The 17,209-nt window shown below is 75.1% G+C and carries 15 protein-coding genes; 8 read left to right on the forward strand and 7 right to left on the reverse strand.

Annotated features, from left to right (window positions below; translation table 11 throughout):
* The first annotated feature begins 145 nt into the window (after nucleotides 1–145).
* The 4 genes from K7G61_RS05315 to K7G61_RS05330 all read left to right on the forward strand — a co-directional run bounded on the left by K7G61_RS05315 (nucleotide 146) and on the right by K7G61_RS05330 (nucleotide 3,795).
* Nucleotides 146–1,519 (forward strand): MFS transporter, encoded by a 1,374-nt coding sequence (locus K7G61_RS05315; protein WP_225845426.1) that lies wholly within the window; start codon nucleotides 146–148, stop codon nucleotides 1,517–1,519.
* Nucleotides 1,520–1,681: 162 nt separating this feature from the next.
* Nucleotides 1,682–2,182 (forward strand): hypothetical protein, encoded by a 501-nt coding sequence (locus K7G61_RS05320; RefSeq protein ID WP_225845427.1) that lies wholly within the window; start codon nucleotides 1,682–1,684, stop codon nucleotides 2,180–2,182.
* A gap of 22 nt (nucleotides 2,183–2,204) precedes the next feature.
* Nucleotides 2,205–2,930 (forward strand): futalosine hydrolase, encoded by a 726-nt coding sequence (locus tag K7G61_RS05325; RefSeq protein WP_225845428.1) that lies wholly within the window; start codon nucleotides 2,205–2,207, stop codon nucleotides 2,928–2,930.
* Complete coding sequence (locus K7G61_RS05330; RefSeq protein WP_225845430.1) at nucleotides 2,905–3,795, forward strand: 1,4-dihydroxy-6-naphthoate synthase; 891 nt, start codon at nucleotides 2,905–2,907, stop codon at nucleotides 3,793–3,795. Before K7G61_RS05325 ends, K7G61_RS05330 begins: the two co-directional genes overlap by 26 nt.
* A gap of 110 nt (nucleotides 3,796–3,905) precedes the next feature.
* Here the strand turns inward: K7G61_RS05330 and K7G61_RS36855 are convergent, their stop codons facing one another.
* Nucleotides 3,906–4,289 (reverse strand): cold-shock protein, encoded by a 384-nt coding sequence (locus K7G61_RS36855; RefSeq protein WP_033173507.1) that lies wholly within the window; start codon nucleotides 4,287–4,289, stop codon nucleotides 3,906–3,908.
* A gap of 286 nt (nucleotides 4,290–4,575) precedes the next feature.
* Here K7G61_RS36855 and K7G61_RS36860 point away from each other — a divergent pair, with 286 nt between their 5' ends.
* Nucleotides 4,576–4,980: a hypothetical protein gene (locus tag K7G61_RS36860; protein WP_308190588.1), complete on the forward strand. Its 405-nt coding sequence runs from the start codon at nucleotides 4,576–4,578 to the stop codon at nucleotides 4,978–4,980.
* Here the strand turns inward: K7G61_RS36860 and K7G61_RS05345 are convergent.
* Together K7G61_RS05345 and K7G61_RS05350 are read right to left on the reverse strand one after the other, a co-directional pair.
* A complete protein-coding gene (locus K7G61_RS05345) occupies nucleotides 4,959–5,624 on the reverse strand; it encodes an HAD family hydrolase (RefSeq protein WP_225845431.1) in 666 nt (221 codons plus the stop codon). The genes K7G61_RS36860 and K7G61_RS05345 overlap by 22 nt on opposite strands.
* A gap of 64 nt (nucleotides 5,625–5,688) precedes the next feature.
* Entirely contained in the window at nucleotides 5,689–6,744 is a 1,056-nt protein-coding gene (locus K7G61_RS05350) for a hypothetical protein (RefSeq protein ID WP_225845432.1), read from the reverse strand.
* A gap of 214 nt (nucleotides 6,745–6,958) precedes the next feature.
* Here K7G61_RS05350 and K7G61_RS05355 point away from each other — a divergent pair, with 214 nt between their 5' ends.
* Nucleotides 6,959–9,547, forward strand: coding sequence for a helicase C-terminal domain-containing protein (locus K7G61_RS05355; RefSeq protein ID WP_225845433.1), 2,589 nt, complete (start codon nucleotides 6,959–6,961; stop codon nucleotides 9,545–9,547).
* 68 nt (nucleotides 9,548–9,615) lie between these two features.
* On the opposite strand, the gene K7G61_RS05360 is transcribed toward K7G61_RS05355, so the two are convergent.
* The 3 genes from K7G61_RS05360 to K7G61_RS05370 form a co-directional block, all read right to left on the reverse strand.
* Nucleotides 9,616–10,200, reverse strand: coding sequence for a Uma2 family endonuclease (locus tag K7G61_RS05360; protein ID WP_225845434.1), 585 nt, complete (start codon nucleotides 10,198–10,200; stop codon nucleotides 9,616–9,618).
* A gap of 118 nt (nucleotides 10,201–10,318) precedes the next feature.
* Nucleotides 10,319–11,185: a VanZ family protein gene (locus tag K7G61_RS37245; RefSeq protein WP_374204061.1), complete on the reverse strand. Its 867-nt coding sequence runs from the start codon at nucleotides 11,183–11,185 to the stop codon at nucleotides 10,319–10,321.
* A 123-nt stretch (nucleotides 11,186–11,308) separates the two neighbouring features.
* Nucleotides 11,309–12,526: an LPXTG cell wall anchor domain-containing protein gene (locus K7G61_RS05370; protein WP_225845435.1), complete on the reverse strand. Its 1,218-nt coding sequence runs from the start codon at nucleotides 12,524–12,526 to the stop codon at nucleotides 11,309–11,311.
* Between the two features lie 193 nt (nucleotides 12,527–12,719).
* On the opposite strand from K7G61_RS05370, the gene K7G61_RS05375 reads away from it, so the two are divergent.
* Complete coding sequence (locus K7G61_RS05375; protein WP_225845436.1) at nucleotides 12,720–14,372, forward strand: DNA repair helicase XPB; 1,653 nt, start codon at nucleotides 12,720–12,722, stop codon at nucleotides 14,370–14,372.
* A 35-nt stretch (nucleotides 14,373–14,407) separates the two neighbouring features.
* On the opposite strand, the gene K7G61_RS05380 is transcribed toward K7G61_RS05375, so the two are convergent.
* Complete coding sequence (locus tag K7G61_RS05380; protein WP_225845437.1) at nucleotides 14,408–14,581, reverse strand: hypothetical protein; 174 nt, start codon at nucleotides 14,579–14,581, stop codon at nucleotides 14,408–14,410.
* Between the two features lie 585 nt (nucleotides 14,582–15,166).
* Between K7G61_RS05380 and K7G61_RS05385 the strand changes: the two genes are divergently transcribed.
* Nucleotides 15,167–17,191: an ATP-binding domain-containing protein gene (locus K7G61_RS05385; RefSeq protein WP_225845579.1), complete on the forward strand. Its 2,025-nt coding sequence runs from the start codon at nucleotides 15,167–15,169 to the stop codon at nucleotides 17,189–17,191.
* Nucleotides 17,192–17,209 lie beyond the last annotated feature (18 nt).

Genomic DNA, 17,209 nt, shown 5'->3' on the forward strand with positions numbered 1-17,209 from the left:
CGCGTCGTTCCTTGCATCCCCGGTCCGCCCGAGCGTCCCCGGGCGCACCTGTTGACTCCATTCTGCGCGATCGCACGCTACCGGTGCGCACCACGTGCGCAAAGGATGGGGGTGCGTACGCTCCCGATTGGGGCAGGATTGCGTCGTGGCACGAACGCTGGACGCGGGTCCCGGACCCGCACGCAGAGCCGGACGCGCCCTCGCCGGTGGCGTGGGGCGGTCGGCCCGTGCCGTGCTGCGCCGGGTCAGGCGGTCCACCCACGCGGGCGGCGCGGGCGAGTCGGGCCTGTCCAAGCTGATCGAACTGCACGCGGTGAACTCGGCCGGCGACATGCTGATCACCGTCGCGCTGGCCAGCACGGTGTTCTTCTCGGTGCCCACCGGGCAGGCGCGCGGCCGGGTGGCGCTCTACCTGCTGGTGACCATGGCGCCGTTCGCCCTGCTCGCTCCCGTGATCGGCCCGCTGCTCGACCGGCTTCAGCACGGCCGCCGGGCCGCCATGGCCGCCTCGATGATGGCCCGCGCGGTGCTGGCCTGGACGATGGCCGGGGTGGTCGCCACCGCGGGCCTGGGCCTGTACCCGGCCGCGCTGGGCGTGCTGGTGGCCTCCAAGGCGTACGGGGTGGTGCGCAGCGCCGTGGTCCCGCGGCTGCTGCCCGGCCGGACCACCCTGGTCAAGGCGAACTCGCGGGTCACTCTTGCGGGCCTGCTCGCCACCACGTTGGCGGCACCGCTGGGCGGCGGCCTGCACGCCATCGGCCCGCAGTGGCCGCTGTACGGGGCCTTCGTGGTCTACATGGGCGGCGCGCTGCTGTCGATGTCGCTGCCGCACAAGGTCGACTCGGCGCGCGGCGAGGCCGGGGCCCGGCTGTCCGCCGCCGAGGATCCCGGGGACGCCGACGGGAAGCCGGGCCGCAAGGCCGGGCTGCTGGGCGTCGGCTCCTCGGTGCTGCACGCCCTCCAGGCGAACGCGGGCCTGCGGGCGCTGTCGGGGTTCCTCACGATGTTCCTGGCGTTCATGCTGCGCGAGCACCCGCTGGGCGGTCTGACCCCGGCGATGTCGCTGGGCGTCGCGGTGGTCGCGGCCGGGGTGGGCAACGGGCTCGGCACCGCGCTCGGCTCCTGGCTCAAGACGCGCGCGCCCGAGGTGACGATCACCGCGATGCTGGTGCTGGCGCTGTCCATCACGACGGTCGCGGCCGGCTGGTTCGGCCTGATCACCGTGGCCGCGGTCACGGCGGTGGCGGGCATCTCGCAGGCCCTGTCCAAGCTGTCCCTGGACGCGCTGATCCAGCGGGACGTCCCGGAGGAGGTCCGCACCTCGGCGTTCGCCCGCTCCGAGACCGCGCTCCAGCTCTCCTGGGTGCTCGGCGGCGGCATCGGCATACTGCTGCCGCTCAACGGCTCCCTGGGCATGTCGGTGGCGGCCTGCGTGGTCCTGCTGGCGTTCGCCATCTCGGTACGCGGCCTGCTCGGGGCGGCCCGCCGCGGCAGCTCGGCCCGGGCCCGCGTGGCCTGAGCCGCGCCCCCGCACACTGACCCCCTGTCCCCCGTCCCCCCGAGGCGCTGCCCCTGAGCCCCCGGTCCTCCGACGCCCTGCCCCCTGAGCCCCCGTCCCCGCCTCCTGACACGGCGCCCACCCCCGCGCGGGCCTGCGGCAACCGCCCGGTAGCCTCACCCCATGAGCATTCGCCGCGCTGTCACCGCCATCGGTGCCCTCTCCCTCGGGCTGGTCGCCCTGACCGCCTGCGACAAGCCGACCCCGCTGGCAACGGTGACCGTGGGCACCAAGTCCGTGACGGCCGAGGCCGCCACGGCCGGCGTCAAGTGCTACGAGAACGGCAAGAAGCTGCAGCGGACGATCTTCCAGGCCTGCCTGGCCGCGGCGCCCAAGCACCACATGACGGTCGGCATCGGCGACCGGGTGCGCATCGGCGTGGACCCCAAGATCGCCAAAAAGGGGTGGCTGATCGCGGCCGACAATCAGCTCAACCCGCCCGAGGTGCTCAAGGACAAGACCTACTGGAGCCTGGACAGCACCTCGCTGTTCGAGGAGCAGGACCCGCAGACCGGGCAGACCGTCCATCTGAAGGAAGTCATCCTGAACATCGTGGAGTCCTCCGACACCTCGGGTGACAACACCTACGGCGTGTGGAAGATCAAGCTCGTCAAGGCCGGCTGACCGGCGGCGGCCCGGACGCGGCATGACGCGCAGCAGCACTCCCGCCCCCGCCCCCGCCCCCACGCGGCTCCTCGTGGTCACGGCCGTTGCGGCCGAGCGTGACGCCGTGGCGGCGGGTCTGGACGCGGCGCGCACGCCCGCGGACCGGGCGACGGTCATCGCGGCGGGTGTGGGCCCGGCGGCGGCCGCCGCGGGCACGGCCACCGCGCTGGCACTGGCGTCCGCCGGCGCGGACCCGTACACCCTGGTGGTCTCGGCCGGGATCGGCGGCGGGTTCGCGCCGCTGGCGCCGGTGGGCTCGGTGGCCGTGGCCGAGGCGATCGTGGCGGCGGACCTGGGTGTGGCCACCGACGACGGCTTCATCCCGCTCGACGAGCTGGGGTTCGGCCGGTCCCGGCACTCCCCCGCGCCGCTGAGCCGGGTGGTCGCGGACCGGCTGGGGGCCGCGTACGGGCCGGTCCTGACCGTCTCCACGGTGACCGGCACCGCCCGCCGGGCCGAGGAGCTGAGCAGGCGCCATCCCGGTGCGGTCGCGGAGGCGATGGAGGGGTTCGGGGTGGCGGAGGCTGCCGCGGCCCATGGCGTACCCGTGATGGAACTGCGTACGGTGTCGAACGCCGTCGGGCCGCGCGACCGGGCGGCGTGGCGGATCGGCGAGGCACTGGCCGCGCTGACGACGGCGTTCGGGAAGCTCCCGGCCGCGCTGGAGGTTGAGGCGGACCATGAACACCACACCGGACACAGCTGAGTCGGGCACCGGGGGCGGCGGACCCGGCGACCGGCTGCGGATCGCGTACTCCCCGTGTCCCAACGACACATTCGTCTTCCACGCCTGGGCGCACGGCCTGGTCCCGGAAGCGCCCCCGCTGGACGTGACGTTCGCGGACATCGACGTGACGAACGGCATGGCAGAGCGCGGCGAGCTGGACGTGCTGAAGGTGTCGTACGCGGTGCTGCCGTGGGTGCTGGACGAGTACGCCCTGCTGCCCTGCGGCGGCGCCCTCGGCCGCGGCTGCGGGCCGCTGGTGCTCACCCGGGAGCCGGGCGCCGATCTCACCGGCAGGACGGTGGCCGTGCCCGGCGAGCGCTCGACGGCGTACCTGCTGTTCCGGCTGTGGGCGGCGGCCGAGGTGCCGGACGGGGTCGGCCGGATCGTGGTGCTGCCGTTCCACGAGATCATGCCCGCCGTGCGCGACGGCCGGGTGGACGCCGGCCTGGTGATCCACGAGGCGCGCTTCACGTACCAGGACTACGGCCTGCACAAGCTCGCCGACATGGGTGAGCACTGGGAGTCCCGCACCGGGCTGCCCATCCCGCTGGGCGCGATCATCGCCAAGCGGTCGCTGGGCAAGGAGCGGCTGCACGCGCTGGCCGAGGCCGCGCGCGCCTCGGTGCGGATGGCCTGGGACGACCCGGACGCCTCCCGCGGCTACGTACTCGCGCACGCCCAAGAGATGGACCCGGCGGTGGCCGACCAGCACATCGGCCTGTACGTGAACGAGTTCACCGCCGACCTGGGCGAGCAGGGCTACGCGGCGGTACGGGGGCTGCTGACCCGGGCCGCCGCCGAGGGCCTGGTGCCGCCGCTCGCGGCCGATGCCCTGGCTTTCTGAGGGTTCCGGATTCCGGCCGGAATTCCACCCGGCCCATTGGCGGAAAACGCTTTACCGGAGGACCTTCCTCCGGTAAAGCGCCGCCCAAAAACCTCGTCGGGCGAAGGAGTTCAGACGTCGAGTTGGTCCGCGACCACCCGCAGCACCGAAGCGATCTTGTGGCCGTGGGCCTTGTCGGGATACCGGCCGCGCTGCAGCGAACGCGCCACGTCCTCCAGGAGGGTGGTGAGGTCCTGCACGATGGGCAGCAGCTCGTCGGGCTTTCTGCGCTGCGCCGCGGCGACCGAGGGAGCGGGGTCGAGCAGGGTCACCGAAAGCGCCTGATCACCGCGCTGACCTGCGACGACGCCGAATTCCACGCGCTGGCCGGGCTTGAGGGCCGCCACCCCGTCGGGCAGCACCGAAGAGTGCACGAAGACGTCGCCGCCGTCATCGCGGGAGAGAAAGCCGAAGCCCTTCTCGCTGTTGAACCACTTGACCTTGCCGGTTGGCAAAGCACACACCTACTTCCCATCCACAAGGCCAACAACCCTGCACAGCCTACCGGGGCTCTCCCCAGCGCAAGGGCCGAGGAAACGAGAGAGCCCCTGCAAGTCTCGGCAAGGGCTCCGAGGGGCGCAACAGAGTCCAAGTACGGGTGGCTGTGCGGTGCGGGTGACTCCGGGATCCGTGGCCGTGCCCCTCTTCCCCCTCGGGCCGCCCGGCAGCTCTTGGACGCGCCCGGCGTCAGCGGGAGGGCCGCGCGCCGCCGCCTGCGGCCCGCGGACCTACCCTGGTCCGGTGAGCAGACGAACCATGGGCGCCGGAGACCTCCTCGTGCGGACCGGCGCGATCGTGTTCATCGTCGGTGCCGTGGGCACGGTGGCGACCGTGGCGCCGCTGCTGCTGCACACGCGGCGGCTGCCGACGCCGGCGTACTTCGTGTCCATGCTGATGGGCGTCGGGTTCGCGATCGCCCTGGTGGGGCTGCTGCGGACGGCGATGGCGCAGCGCACGCCGCCGGAGAGCGGGGACGGCACGGACGGCGGGGACAGCGCGGCCAGCTGGGACAGCGGGGACGGCTCGGTGGGCTCCTCGGCCCCGACGGCCTCCGCCCCGACCGCCGCGGCCCCCGCGGTCCCCACGGTCCCCGCGGCCATTGATCCGGCCGCCGCGGACACCGTTCAGGCGGCGGCGGAGCTGTAGTCCGCGAACCACTCCGGGAACTCGGTCAGGTCGCGCAGGACGACGTCCGCGCCCGCGGCACGCAGTTCCGCCGCGCCGCACGGCCCGGTGGCCACCGCCACCGACAGCGCGCCGGCCGTGCGGGCGCCGCGCACGTCGCCTGTGTGGTCGCCGACGTAGACGGTGGCGCCGTACTCGATCAGCGCCTGTGCCTTGGCCTCCGCCCACTGATCGCCGCGCAGGTCGGCCTCGATGCCGACGTGGTCCAGGTGGAGCCGGGCGTTCGGGGCGTACTTCGCGGTGACCACCAGGGGGCGGCCGCCCGCCGCCCGTACCGCCGCGACCGCCTCGACCGCGCCCGGCATGGCGGGGGTCGGGGCGATGGCGTGCGCCGGGTAGAGGGCGCGGTACCGCTCGGCCATCTCGGCGACGAGGTGCTCGGGGAACCAGTGGGCCAGTTCCTCCTCGAGCGGCGGGCCCAGCCGCGTGACGGCCAGGGCGGAGTCGACGAAGGTGCCGGTCTCGGCGGCGAGCAGGTCGTACACCGCCTTGATCCCGGGGCGGGAGTCGATGAGGGTCATGTCGAGGTCGAACCCGACGGTCAGGCCGCCGGCGGCCGCCGGGAAGGGGGTCAGGGGGCTGAGGTCGGTGGTCACGGCAACCATTCTCGCCCGGGCGGTCAAGGGGGCCGCGGGCGGGGCCGGGCGCCGCGGGGACCGCGCCGGGCGTTCAGGCCGAGCGGCGGGCCCGGTAGAGGAGGAACAGGGCGGAGGCGCAGGCCGCGAGGCGGACGGTGCCGGGCAGGGCGTCCTGGACGGCCTGCCCCAGGTGGCCGTGCGGGACGGGGGTGCCCCACTTGCCCTGGTCACGGCCCCACAGCCAGACGAGCAGCCCCGCGGCGGCGGCACCGGGCAGGCCGAGGACGCCGAACTTCTTCTGGGCGGGGGTCAGGCGGCGGGAGAACCAGGCCAGCACCCAGCCGAGCCCCAGCGGGATCCAGGAGCCGATGACGGCCCCCGCGATCAGGAGCAGGGCGGCCAGGACGAGGCTCGGACTGCCCCAGCCCCGGGTCACGCCGCCGAGCCGGGGCAGTACGCGCCTGGGCCCACGGGCCGCGGCCGGCGCCGCCTCCTGCGGCGGCTCCTGCGCGGCCTCGTCAGCGGTCTGCTCGTCCGCGGCCTTCCTGGGCGGCTCCGGTTCGCGGCCGGCCAGTTCCTCGTCGTCGACCGGGATGAAGACACCGCCGGTCATGCCGGGCAGTCCGGCGAGTTCGTCCCCGGGCCGCAGACCGCCGAACCCGCCGGTGCCGCCGAAGCCGCCGGTGCCGCTCCCGCCGAATCCGTCGCCTCCGTCGGGGCCGGGCGAGGTCCGCCGCCACGCGCCGCCGTCGCCCTTGCGCGCGCCGCCGCCTCCCGCGCGCGGCCCGCGCGCGGCGTACGGGCCGTACGAACCCGGCGGCGGCTCGGCCCCGCCCCCCGGGGCGTCGGTGGCCGCCGTACCGCTCCCGCTTCCGCCCGCGGACGCCCCGGCCGCCGAAGGGGCCGACGAGGACGACGGGGACGACGAGGCCGCGGCCTCCACCACCTCGTCGGGGGTCCCGATGCGGCTCAGGATGCGCCGGACCGCGGCCGGGCTGTCGGCGCCGCGCCGCCCGCGTTCGCGGTCGATGTCGGTTCGCAACTGGGCGACCAGTTCCCTGCGCTCGACCGCGGGAAGGGCGGTCTGCGCCAGGTCGCCGACCCGGCTGAGGTAGTCGAACACCATCCGGTCGCTCTCGACGCCCACCGTCAAGCCCCCTTCCCCTGCCGCGTATTGGCCTCCCGCCGACGGTACCGACCGTACCCGCCCGGCGGCGGCCTGTCGTCACCCTGCGGAGGGCACGGCAGGCGTCGCCGTACGGGGAGGCCAAGGCCGGTCCGCGCCGCCCGGCGCGGGCCCGGCCCACCCCCCGTCGGGCGGCCGCTCACCCGCCGGAACGCTTCCGGCTACTGTGGGACGGATGACGGACGGGAGCCGAGGCATCTCCCCGCGCACGCTCGCGGAGGACCTGCGCGCACGTGACGACGACGCGCTGGCCCTCCTGCTGCGTGCCCGGCCCGACCTGCTCACCCCCGTGCCGCCCGACCTGACGCAGCTCGCCACGCGCGCCTCGACGCGGGCGTCGGTGCTGCGCACGCTGGACCGCCTCGACCAGTTCACCCACCAGGTCGCCGAGGCCCTCGCGGTGGCCCCCGACCCGTGCCCGTACGAGACGCTGCGCGGCCTCATGACCGGTACGGCCCCGCCGGTCCTCCCGGCGGCCGGCCCCGCGACCGACACGGACACGGGCACGGCCGCGGACACGGACACGGACACCGAAGCCGCCACGGACGCGGACGCGCGCGCCGCCGCCCGTATCGCCGGGAGCCCGGGCGTCGCGGAGGCGCTGCCGGCGGCCGTGCAGGTGCTGCGGACGCGCGGGATCGTGTGGGGCGGTGACGAGGCGCTGCACTTGGTGCGGACCGCGCGTGACGTGCTCGCACCCGCCGCCGGGGGTACGTCGGGCACGGGCCTGGGGCCGTCGGTGGGCGAGGCGACCGCCGGGATGTCGCCGTCCAGGCTGCAGGAGATCGTGGCGGACGCGGGTCTGCCCGCGACGCACGACCCGACGAGCGCGGTCCGCGCGCTGAGCGAGCTCTTCGCGGACGCGGAACGGATGCGCGATCTGCTCGCCCAGGCGCCGGAGGGCGTGACGGGGCGGCTGGAGCGGCTGGTGTGGGGGCCGCCGTACGGCGAGGTGCGCGACGCGACGGTCGCGGTGCGGGCGGCGGACGCGGTCACGCCCGTGCAGTGGCTGCTGGCCCGCGGCCTGCTGCTGCCGGCCGGCCGGCGCAATGTGCTGCTGCCGCGCGAGGCCGCCCTGACCCTGCGCGGCGGGCGGGCGCACCGGGCGCCCGAGCCGGGACCGCCGCCCGTCGAGCCGGTCGTCCGGCCGGAGCGCACGGTGGACCGTACGGCGGCGGGACAGGCGTTCACCGCCGTGCGCACCGTCATCGAGCTGCTGACGCAGTGGCAGGCGGGCGGGCCGCCCGTGCTGCGGGCGGGCGGTCTCAGCGTCCGGGACCTCAAGCGCACCGCGTCCGCGCTCGACCTGTCCGAGCCGGAGACCGCTTTCTGGCTGGAACTCGCCTACGCGGCCGGGCTGATCGCCTCCGACGGGGAGGTGGACGAGGCGTACGCCCCCACGCCCGCCTCCGACGAGTGGCTGAAGCTGCCGGCCGAGCGGCAGTGGACCGCGCTGGCGGCGGCGTGGCTGACCGCGACGCGCACGCCCGGGCTGGTCGGCACCCGCGACGCCAAGGGGCGGGCGCTGGCGGCGCTCGGGCCCGACCTGGACCGTCCCCTGGCGCCGCGGGTACGCCGCCGCACGCTGCGGCTGCTGGCGGAGCTGCCGCCGGGCTCGGCCGCGGTGCCGCGGACCCTGCTGGCCAGGCTGCGATGGCTGCGGCCGATGCGGGCGGGCGCGGACGCCCTGCGGGAGGAGCTGCTCGGCTGGACGCTGCACGACGCGGAGACGCTGGGCGTCACCGGCCGGGGGGCACTCGCCGCGCACGCCCGCCCGCTGCTGGACCCGGTGGGGCACGGCGGCCCCGAGGGGGCGGCCGCCGAGGCCGCCAGGCTGCTGGGGCCGCTGCTGCCCGAGCCCCTGGACCACGTCCTGCTCCAGGCCGACCTGACCGCGGTGGCGCCGGGGCCCCTGATCGCACCGCTCGCCGAGACGCTCGGGGTCCTGGCGGACATCGAGTCCAAGGGCGGGGCCACGGTCTACCGCTTCACGCCGGAGTCGGTACGGCGGGCCCTGGACGCCGGGCGCACCGCGGCGGAGTTGCAGCGGTTCCTGACGGAGCACTCGCGCACTCCCGTGCCGCAGCCGCTGAGCTATCTGATCGACGACGTGGCCCGCCGGCACGGCACGCTGCGGGTCGGGGCCGCCTCGGCGTATCTGCGGTGCGACGACGACGCGCTGCTCACCGAACTCCTCGCCGACCGCCGGGCCGCCTCCCTGGGCCTGCGCCGGCTCGCCCCCACCGTGGTCGCCGCCCAGGCCGACCCGTCCACGGTGCTCGAACGGCTGCGCGCGATGGGCCTGGCGCCGGCCGCCGAGTCCCCCGACGGGGACGTCCTCATCACCCGCCCCGACGCGCGCCGCACCCCTCCTCGCACGCCGCCCGTCCCCGTCAGCGACGGCCCGCCCGTCCCCGACGCCGCCCTCCTCGGCCTCGCCGTCAAGACGATCCGGGCGGGGGACCGCGCGGCGACCGCCGTCCGCCGCCCCGCCCCCGAGCGGGCCGCGGGCCCGGGCCTGCCCCGCACCAGCAGCGCCGAGACCCTCGCCACGGTCCAGGCGGCGGCCCTTGCGGGCGGAACCGTCTGGATCGGCTACGTCAACGCGGAGGGCTCCGCCAGCCAGCGCGTCATCGTCCCGGTCCGCGTCGAGGGCGGCTACGTGACCGCCTACGACCACACCGCCGACGAGGTCCGCACCTTCGCCCTCCACCGCATCACGGGCGTCGCCGAACTGGCGGAAGCGGACGACCACCCGGCCTGAGACGCGGCCCGGCCGGTACGGACGCAGGTACAGGCGCCCGTACGGCTCGGCGGGCGCGGAGCCGGCTCTCAGCCGCGCTGCGGCACGAGCGCCCCGGGGTCGACCTCGACGGCGAAGGGCTTCTCGACGAGCGTGCGGGACCCGGCGCGCGCGACCACCCGGTCCACGTATCGTCCCGCTTCCAGTGCGGCCACGACGAGAACGGGCGAGGGCTCCAACTCCAGCCGCCAGAGGTGTTCGATGCCCGCCTCGGCGTAGTACGGGGGCTTGAGCAAGCGGTCGATGCGCGAGGCCGTGGCGGACGGCGAGACGATCTCCACCACGAGGCGGACGGCATCGCTGCCGAAGGCGGTCATGTCCCGATCGGCGGCCGTGACGTCCACCACGACGATGTCCGGGACGAAGAGTCCGCCGGGAAGCACGATGTTCGCAGCGCCGAAGACCTCGACCTCCGGGGACGCCCCGGCGGCGCTCGCGGCCGATTCGAGCAGGCGCCGCAGACGCGAAAGGGCCCGCTGGTGCCTGGTGGCCGGGCGCGGCGTCACCAGCAAGGAGTCACCTATGAGTTCCCGCCGCCGCCGGCGGTCCTCGCCCAGGGACAGCACCTCGGCCTTCGTCCATGGTCCGTGGTCGTCGTCGTACGTGACACGCATGCCCCCTCCTTCGCGAAGATCCGCCCCCTGCGGCCCCCTCTCCCATGATCACCGGTTGTCCGAACATGTGGACCCATGGGAACTCCCTTTCACCCGAACGAGGGACCAGGGAGCAGGCTCATGAGCGGTGGCGCAAGCGGTGCCACCAGGTGTTGCGGCGGGGGTGGAAGGCGTGGCCGAGGCGGCGGCCGATGAGGAGGTAGCCGAGGAGCGCGCCGAGGGTGTTGAGGATGACGTCGTCGATGTCGAAGGCCCGGCCCTCGACGATCGCGCCCTGGGCGGACTCGACCAGGATCATGACCAGGGCGGTGACGGCGGCGGTGCGCACCAGGCCGCGGGCGCGGGGGAAGAGGATCGGGAGCAGGATCCCGAAGGGGACGCCGAGAAGGACGTTGCCGCCGATCTGCTTGGCCGAGTCGCGGACGGTCGGCTGGTCGAGGTAGGCGCGGATGGAGGCGCCCGGCCGCAGGTTGGTGTGCACCAGCGCGTCCGAGGAGGGCGACGGCACGAGGGTCACGCGCGCGAGGGCGACCGCGAAGGCGGTCATCGCCACCACCGCCACTGCCAGAAGTGCGGCGCGCGCCAGGACCGGGCCGAGGGTGCGGCGTTGCAGCAGCGGCGGACGCGGCTCAGGCGCACGGGGGGCCGGGCGCCCGGCCCGCGGCTTCGTGCCGGCCGCCGCCCCGGACCCGCGCCTCGCCCAGAAGCCGGACCCGGAGGTGCGCCCCGTCCTCGTCCTGGGCTGCGGCACATCCTTGGACGCGGGTTTGGCCGCGGCCTTTGTCGCGGGCTTGGCCGCCGCCTTCTTCGCGGGCTTGGCCGCGACCTTTGTCGCGGGTGTGCCCGCGCGCTTGCCCACGGCCTTGGGCAGCGGCTTGGTCCTGCCGCTCGTGGCCGCCGCCTTCGATGTGGCCGATACCGTGCGGCCCTTGGGCTTGGCCTTGCGTTCCGGGACCACCCGGAACAGCGCCGTCCGCACCGCCATGAACCGCGACCCCCTCAGGTAGGCACCGTCCTCGAATCGGCTACCCGGGTCCGGCCGCCGTACGCAATGCGGCACGTACGACGGCCGGAAATCGCCGTAAGGGCGGAGGGACTTGAGGGGCGCCTAGCTGTGCCGTCCGCGGCGCCTGGACGCGACGACCAGCGCGCCGCCCGTACCGAGCACGCCCGCCGCGGCGGCGGCCGCCCACCCCACCGACGCGCCGGTGTGCGGCAGGTGCGGCCGGTGCTCCCTGGGCGGTGCGGTGGGAGACGGCGGCGGGAACGTGGGTGACGGCGGTGGGAACGTGGGTGAGGGAGGCGGAGTGGTGGGCGGGGTCGGGTGCGTGGTCGGGGGCTTGGTGGGCGGAGTGGTCGGGGGCGTCGTCGGGGGTTTGGTGTACGTGGGCGGGCAGCTCTCGCTCGGGGTCGGCGACGTCGGGTGTCCCGTCGGCCAGGTCGGGTGGCCGGTCGGCCACGTGGGGTGCTCCGACGGCCAGGTGGAGTGCTCCGACGGCCAGGTCGGGTGCTCGGACGGCCGGCCCGCGGTCACCGTCGGCCAGTCGGTTCCGGGCCGGTGGTGACCGCCCGCGTACCCGCTCCCGGAGTGCTCGCCCTGCGCCGCGGACGAGGCGTCGTCCCCGGGCCGGACTGCGTCCTGGCCTTGGCTCTGGTCCTGGCTCTGGGCCCCGTCTTGCTCCTCGGCCTGGCTCTGGTCCTGGCTCTGGCTCTGGTCCTGGCGCTGGCTCTGGTCCTGAGCTTGGCTCTGACTCTGGCCCTGGTCCTGACCTTGGCTCTGGCTCTGGCCTCCGACCGCCTGCGGGTCCTCACCCGCCTGCTGCCGCCCATGGTCGGGCCGCCGGCCCTGACCCTGGCTCTGGCTCTGGTCCTGAGCCTGGCCCTGGCCCTGGCCCTGGCCCTGGCCCTGGCCCTGAGCCTGGCTCTGGTCCTGGCTCTGGTCCTGATCCTGGCCCTGGGCCTGATCCTGACTCTGGCCCTGAACCTCGTCCTGGCCCTGAGCCTGATCCCGGCCCGCCTGGCCCGCGGACTGGTCGTGGCCGGTGGTCAGGCCGGCGACCTGGCCGGCGACCTGGCCGGCCCAGCCGAGGTGGCCGAAGACGGTGAGGGGGCCCTGGGAGCCGGCCGGACCGTCGTGCCTCTGCGGGAATCCGGCGTTGCGCCATCCGTCATCTCTGGGCGCCGCACTCGATGGCGAGGCGGGCAGCAGCAGCCCGGCCGCGGCCAGTACGGCCGCTCCGGCGACTGCCGTGGACGCCGCGACAGCACGGGCTTTCCCCCGGCCGCGCGGCTCAGCGGGGGGAAGCGTCTCCTGAGGGTGATCCATAGGGGCAGAAAACATCAAATACGACAATCCGCCGTAGGCGCCACGGCCGGCCCGCGCCGGTTTTCCTCCGATCGGCCCCATCCCGCCGGCCCCCGCCCCCCGGGGGGACGTGATCCGCCCCACGCGTCCGCCCCGCCCGCCCGACGTACAATTCTTCGTTCCCCCGTACGCCACAAACCGCCGGAGGCACCGGGTGTCCTGCCTGATCGTCCAGAGCGACAAGACGCTTCTCCTGGAGGTGGACCACGAGGACGCCGACGCCTGCCGCCGGGCGATCGCGCCGTTCGCCGAGCTGGAGCGGGCGCCCGAGCACATCCACACCTACCGGCTGACCCCGCTGGGGCTGTGGAACGCCCGGGCGGCCGGCCACGACGCCGAGCAGGTCGTCGACGCGCTCATGGCGTACTCGCGCTACCCCGTGCCGCACGCGCTGCTGGTGGACGTCGCCGAGACGATGGCCAGGTACGGGCGGCTGCGGCTGACCAAGGACCCCGCGCACGGGCTGGTGCTGACCAGCACCGACCGCCCGGTGCTGGAGGAGGTGCTGCGCTCCAAGCGGGTGCAGCCGCTGGTGGGCGCGCGGATCGACGAGGACACCGTCGCGGTGCACCCCTCCGAGCGCGGCCAGATCAAGCAGGTGCTGCTGAAGCTGGGCTGGCCGGCCGAGGACTTCGCCGGATACGTGGACGGCGAGGCGCACCCGATCGAGCTGCGCGAGGACGGCTGGGCGCTGCGGCCCTACCAGAAGCAGGCGGTCGAGGGGTTCTGGCACGGCGGCAGCGGCGTGGTGGTGCTGCCGTGCGGCGCGGGCAAGACGCTGGTCGGGGCGGGCGCGATGGCGCAGGCCAAGGCGACGACGCTGATCCTGGTGACCAACACGGTCTCGGCCCGCCAGTGGAAGCACGAACTGGTCCGGCGCACCTCGCTGACCGAGGACGAGGTCGGCGAGTACAGCGGGACGAGGAAGGAGATCCGCCCGGTCACCATCGCCACGTACCAGGTGCTGACCACCAAGCGGAAGGGCGTCTACCCGCACCTGGAGCTGTTCGACTCCCGCGACTGGGGCCTGATCGTCTACGACGAGGTGCACCTGCTGCCGGCGCCGGTCTTCAAGTTCACCGCCGACCTGCAGGCCCGCCGCCGTCTGGGGCTGACCGCCACGCTGGTGCGGGAGGACGGGCGCGAGTCGGACGTGTTCTCGCTCATCGGCCCCAAGCGGTTCGACGCGCCCTGGAAGGAGATCGAGGCCCAGGGCTACATCGCGCCCGCCGACTGCGTCGAGGTGCGGGTCGACCTGACCGACTCCGAGCGGCTGGCGTACGCGACGGCGGAAACCGAGGAGAAGTACCGCTACTGTGCGACGACCGCGACCAAGCGCCGCGTCACGGAGGCCCTGGTCGCCAAGCACGCCGGGCAGCAGACGCTGGTCATCGGGCAGTACATCGACCAGCTCGACGAGCTGGGCGAGCACCTGGGCGCCCCGGTGATCAAGGGCGAGACGTCCAACGCCCAGCGGGAGAAACTCTTCGACGCCTTCCGCCGGGGCGAGCTGTCGGTGCTGGTCGTCTCCAAGGTCGCCAACTTCTCGATCGACCTGCCCGAGGCGACCGTCGCCATCCAGGTGTCCGGCACCTTCGGTTCCCGGCAGGAGGAGGCCCAGCGCCTCGGCCGCGTCCTGCGGCCCAAGGCCGACGGGCACGAGGCCCGCTTCTACTCCGTGGTCGCCCGCGACACCATCGACCAGGACTTCGCGGCGCACCGCCAGCGCTTCCTGGCCGAGCAGGGTTACGCCTACCGGATCGTGGACGCCGGTGACCTGCTCACGGGCGCGGGCGAGGACGTCTGAGGCGCACCGACCGACGACGGGCCCCGGACCGCGGGCTACGAGCGGCGTCCGCCCTCGGAGGAGCCCAGCAGGACCACCTCGGCGGCCGTCACCGCGAAGACGCGTATCGCGTGCAGGGCGCTGCCGAGGACGTGGCGGGGGTGCCGGCGGTCGCCGGACGCGGCGCCGTCGTGGGCGCCGGGGCCTGGGGAAACGGTGGTGGTGGTCATGTCCTCCACGGTAGGAAGCCGCCCGCCGCGAAGGCGTCGGGCTGAGGGCGTAACTCCCGGCGGCGGCCTCCGACCAGGGGCTGACCCCCGACCCTGATCCGCGTCTCGGGGTCGACCCGGAGACACGGACCGGCCGGGGCACCTCGAACGGCGGCGCCCCGGGCGAACACCGGGTGAAATTCGCTGGTGCGTCGGCGCGGCCCCGCGTATAGTCGCGCGTCTGCCCGCCTCCCCGCGGACCTCACGGTCCCCCGGCGGAGTGCCGCCGCCCGGACGGAAACCGGCCGGCTTCCACGAGAGACGATCCCCGCGTACGGGCCCCGCGCGCACGCGCCCGCCCGTCCGTACGCACCGATGTGGCCGCCGGAGGCGAACGCCGTGCCCTCGCACGTCCCCACCCAGGAACCGCAAGGCAACGATGACCCCACCAGCCCCGCGAAACCCGCCGCGAGACCCGCCTCGGGACGTCCCGCGGACGGGACCGCGCACAGGACCGTGACCGGCCCCGCGGACAGCGGCGCCGGCAGCTCCGCGGCCGGCGCCCGGGGCTCCCGGGGCACTCCCCCGGGTGCCCCCGATCCGCTCCTGCGCCGGGAGCGGGAGCACCTGGCCGCCTCGCGCGCCGCGCTGCGGGCGATGCGGCAGGACGTGGAGGCGCTCGACATCTCCGACGTCACCGGCAACTGGGTCAACGCCAAGGTGCTGGCCGCCGGCATCGACGCCCGGATCAAGGCGCTGGCCGACCTCGCCGACCTGCCGCTGTTCTTCGGCCGCCTGGACTACCTGCACGCGCCGGGCTCGGACGTGGCCGAGGGGGCCGGGGGCGAGAACTTCTACATCGGCCGCCGCCACGTGCACGACGCCGACGGCGACCCGATGGTGATCGACTGGCGTGCGCCGGTCTCGCAGCCGTTCTACCGGGCCTCGCGCAACGAGCCGATGGACGTGGCGCTGCGCCGCCGCTTCGGCTACACCGGCGGCGAGCTGACCGCGTACGAGGACGAGCACCTGAGCGATCCGGCCGAGGCCGCGACCGCCAGCCGCCTGCTGCAGGAGGAGATCGAGCGGCCGCGCGTCGGTCCCATGCGGGACATCGTGGCCACCATCCAGCCCGAGCAGCACGAGATCGTGGTCGCGGGCGTCGGCGGCACCGTCTGCGTCCAGGGGGCGCCCGGTACGGGCAAGACGGCGGTCGGTCTGCACCGGGTGGCGTACCTGCTGTACGCGCACCGCGAGCGGCTGTCCCGTACCGGCACCCTGGTCGTCGGGCCGAACGCGTCGTTCCTGCGCTACATCGAGCAGGTGCTGCCCGCGCTGGGCGAGATGCAGGTGAAGCAGGCCACCGTGGACGACCTGGTGGCCCACGTGCAGATCCGCGGCACGGATACCGCGGAGGCCGCCACGGTCAAGGGCGACGCGCGCATGGCGCAAGTGCTGCGCCGGGCGGTGCGCTCGGGCATCCGCCGGCCGTCGCAGGCGGCGGTCGTGGTGCGCGGCTCGCGGCGCTGGCGGGTGCCGGCGTACGAGCTGCAGGAGATCGTCGACGAACTGGCCGCGCGGGACATCAGGTACCAGGCGGCGCGCGAGGCCCTGCCGCAGCGGATCGCGCACGCCGTGCTGGTCCAGATGGAGCGCGCGGGCGAGGCGCCCGACGACCGCGTGCAGGACGCGGTGGCCCGCAACGCGGCGGTGAAGGCGGTCGTCAAGGAGTGCTGGCCGCCGGTCGACCCCGCCAAGGTGGTGCTGCGGCTGCTGTCCGACCCGGACTTCCTGGCCTCCTGCGCGGACGGGCTGCTGTCCGCCGACGAGCAGAAGCGGATCCTGTGGGCGAAGCCGGCTCGCGGGCTCGCGTCGGCGCCCTGGTCGGCGGCGGACGCGGTGCTCGTGGACGAGGCGGCCGACCTGGTGCAGCGCACGCCCTCGCTCGGGCACGTGGTGCTGGACGAGGCGCAGGATCTGTCGCCCATGCAGTACCGGGCGGTCGGGCGGCGCTGCTCGACGGGGTCGGCGACCGTGCTCGGGGACATCGCGCAGGGCACGACGCCGTGGGCGACCGCGTCCTGGGCGGAGGCGCTCGGGCACCTGGGCAAGCCCGAGGCGCGGGTGGAGGAGCTGACCCGGGGGTTCCGCGTGCCGCGCGAGATCATCGCGTACGCCTCCCGGCTGCTGCCCGCCATCGCGCCCGGCCTGGCGCCGGCCTCGTCCGTACGGGAGGCGGCGGGCGCGCTGTCCGTCCGGCCGGTGGCGCCCGCCGCCCTGGACGCGCAGGTGGTGGCCGCCTGCCGTGACGCGCTCGCGTACGAGGGGTCGATCGGGCTGATCGCGGCCGACCCGCGGGTGCCCTCGCTCGCGCGTGCGCTGGACGAGGCGGGCCTGCCCTTCCTCGCGCCGGGCGAGGAGACCTCGGCCGCCGCGCGCCTGACCCTGGTCCCGGCCTCCCTCGCCAAGGGTCTGGAGTACGACTACGTGGTGCTGGACGAGCCCGCCCGCGTCGTGAGCGCCGAGCCCGACGTCCGCACCGGGCTGCGCCGCCTCTACGTGGCCCTGACCCGGGCGGTCTCCGGCCTCACGGTGGTCCACGCGCAGCCGCTGCCGGCCGAGCTGGGCTGACCGCGCGCCGGGCCGGGC

It is taken from the genome of Streptomyces sp. HPF1205 (assembly GCF_020400825.1).
Classification (GTDB): Bacteria; Actinomycetota; Actinomycetes; order Streptomycetales; family Streptomycetaceae; genus Actinacidiphila.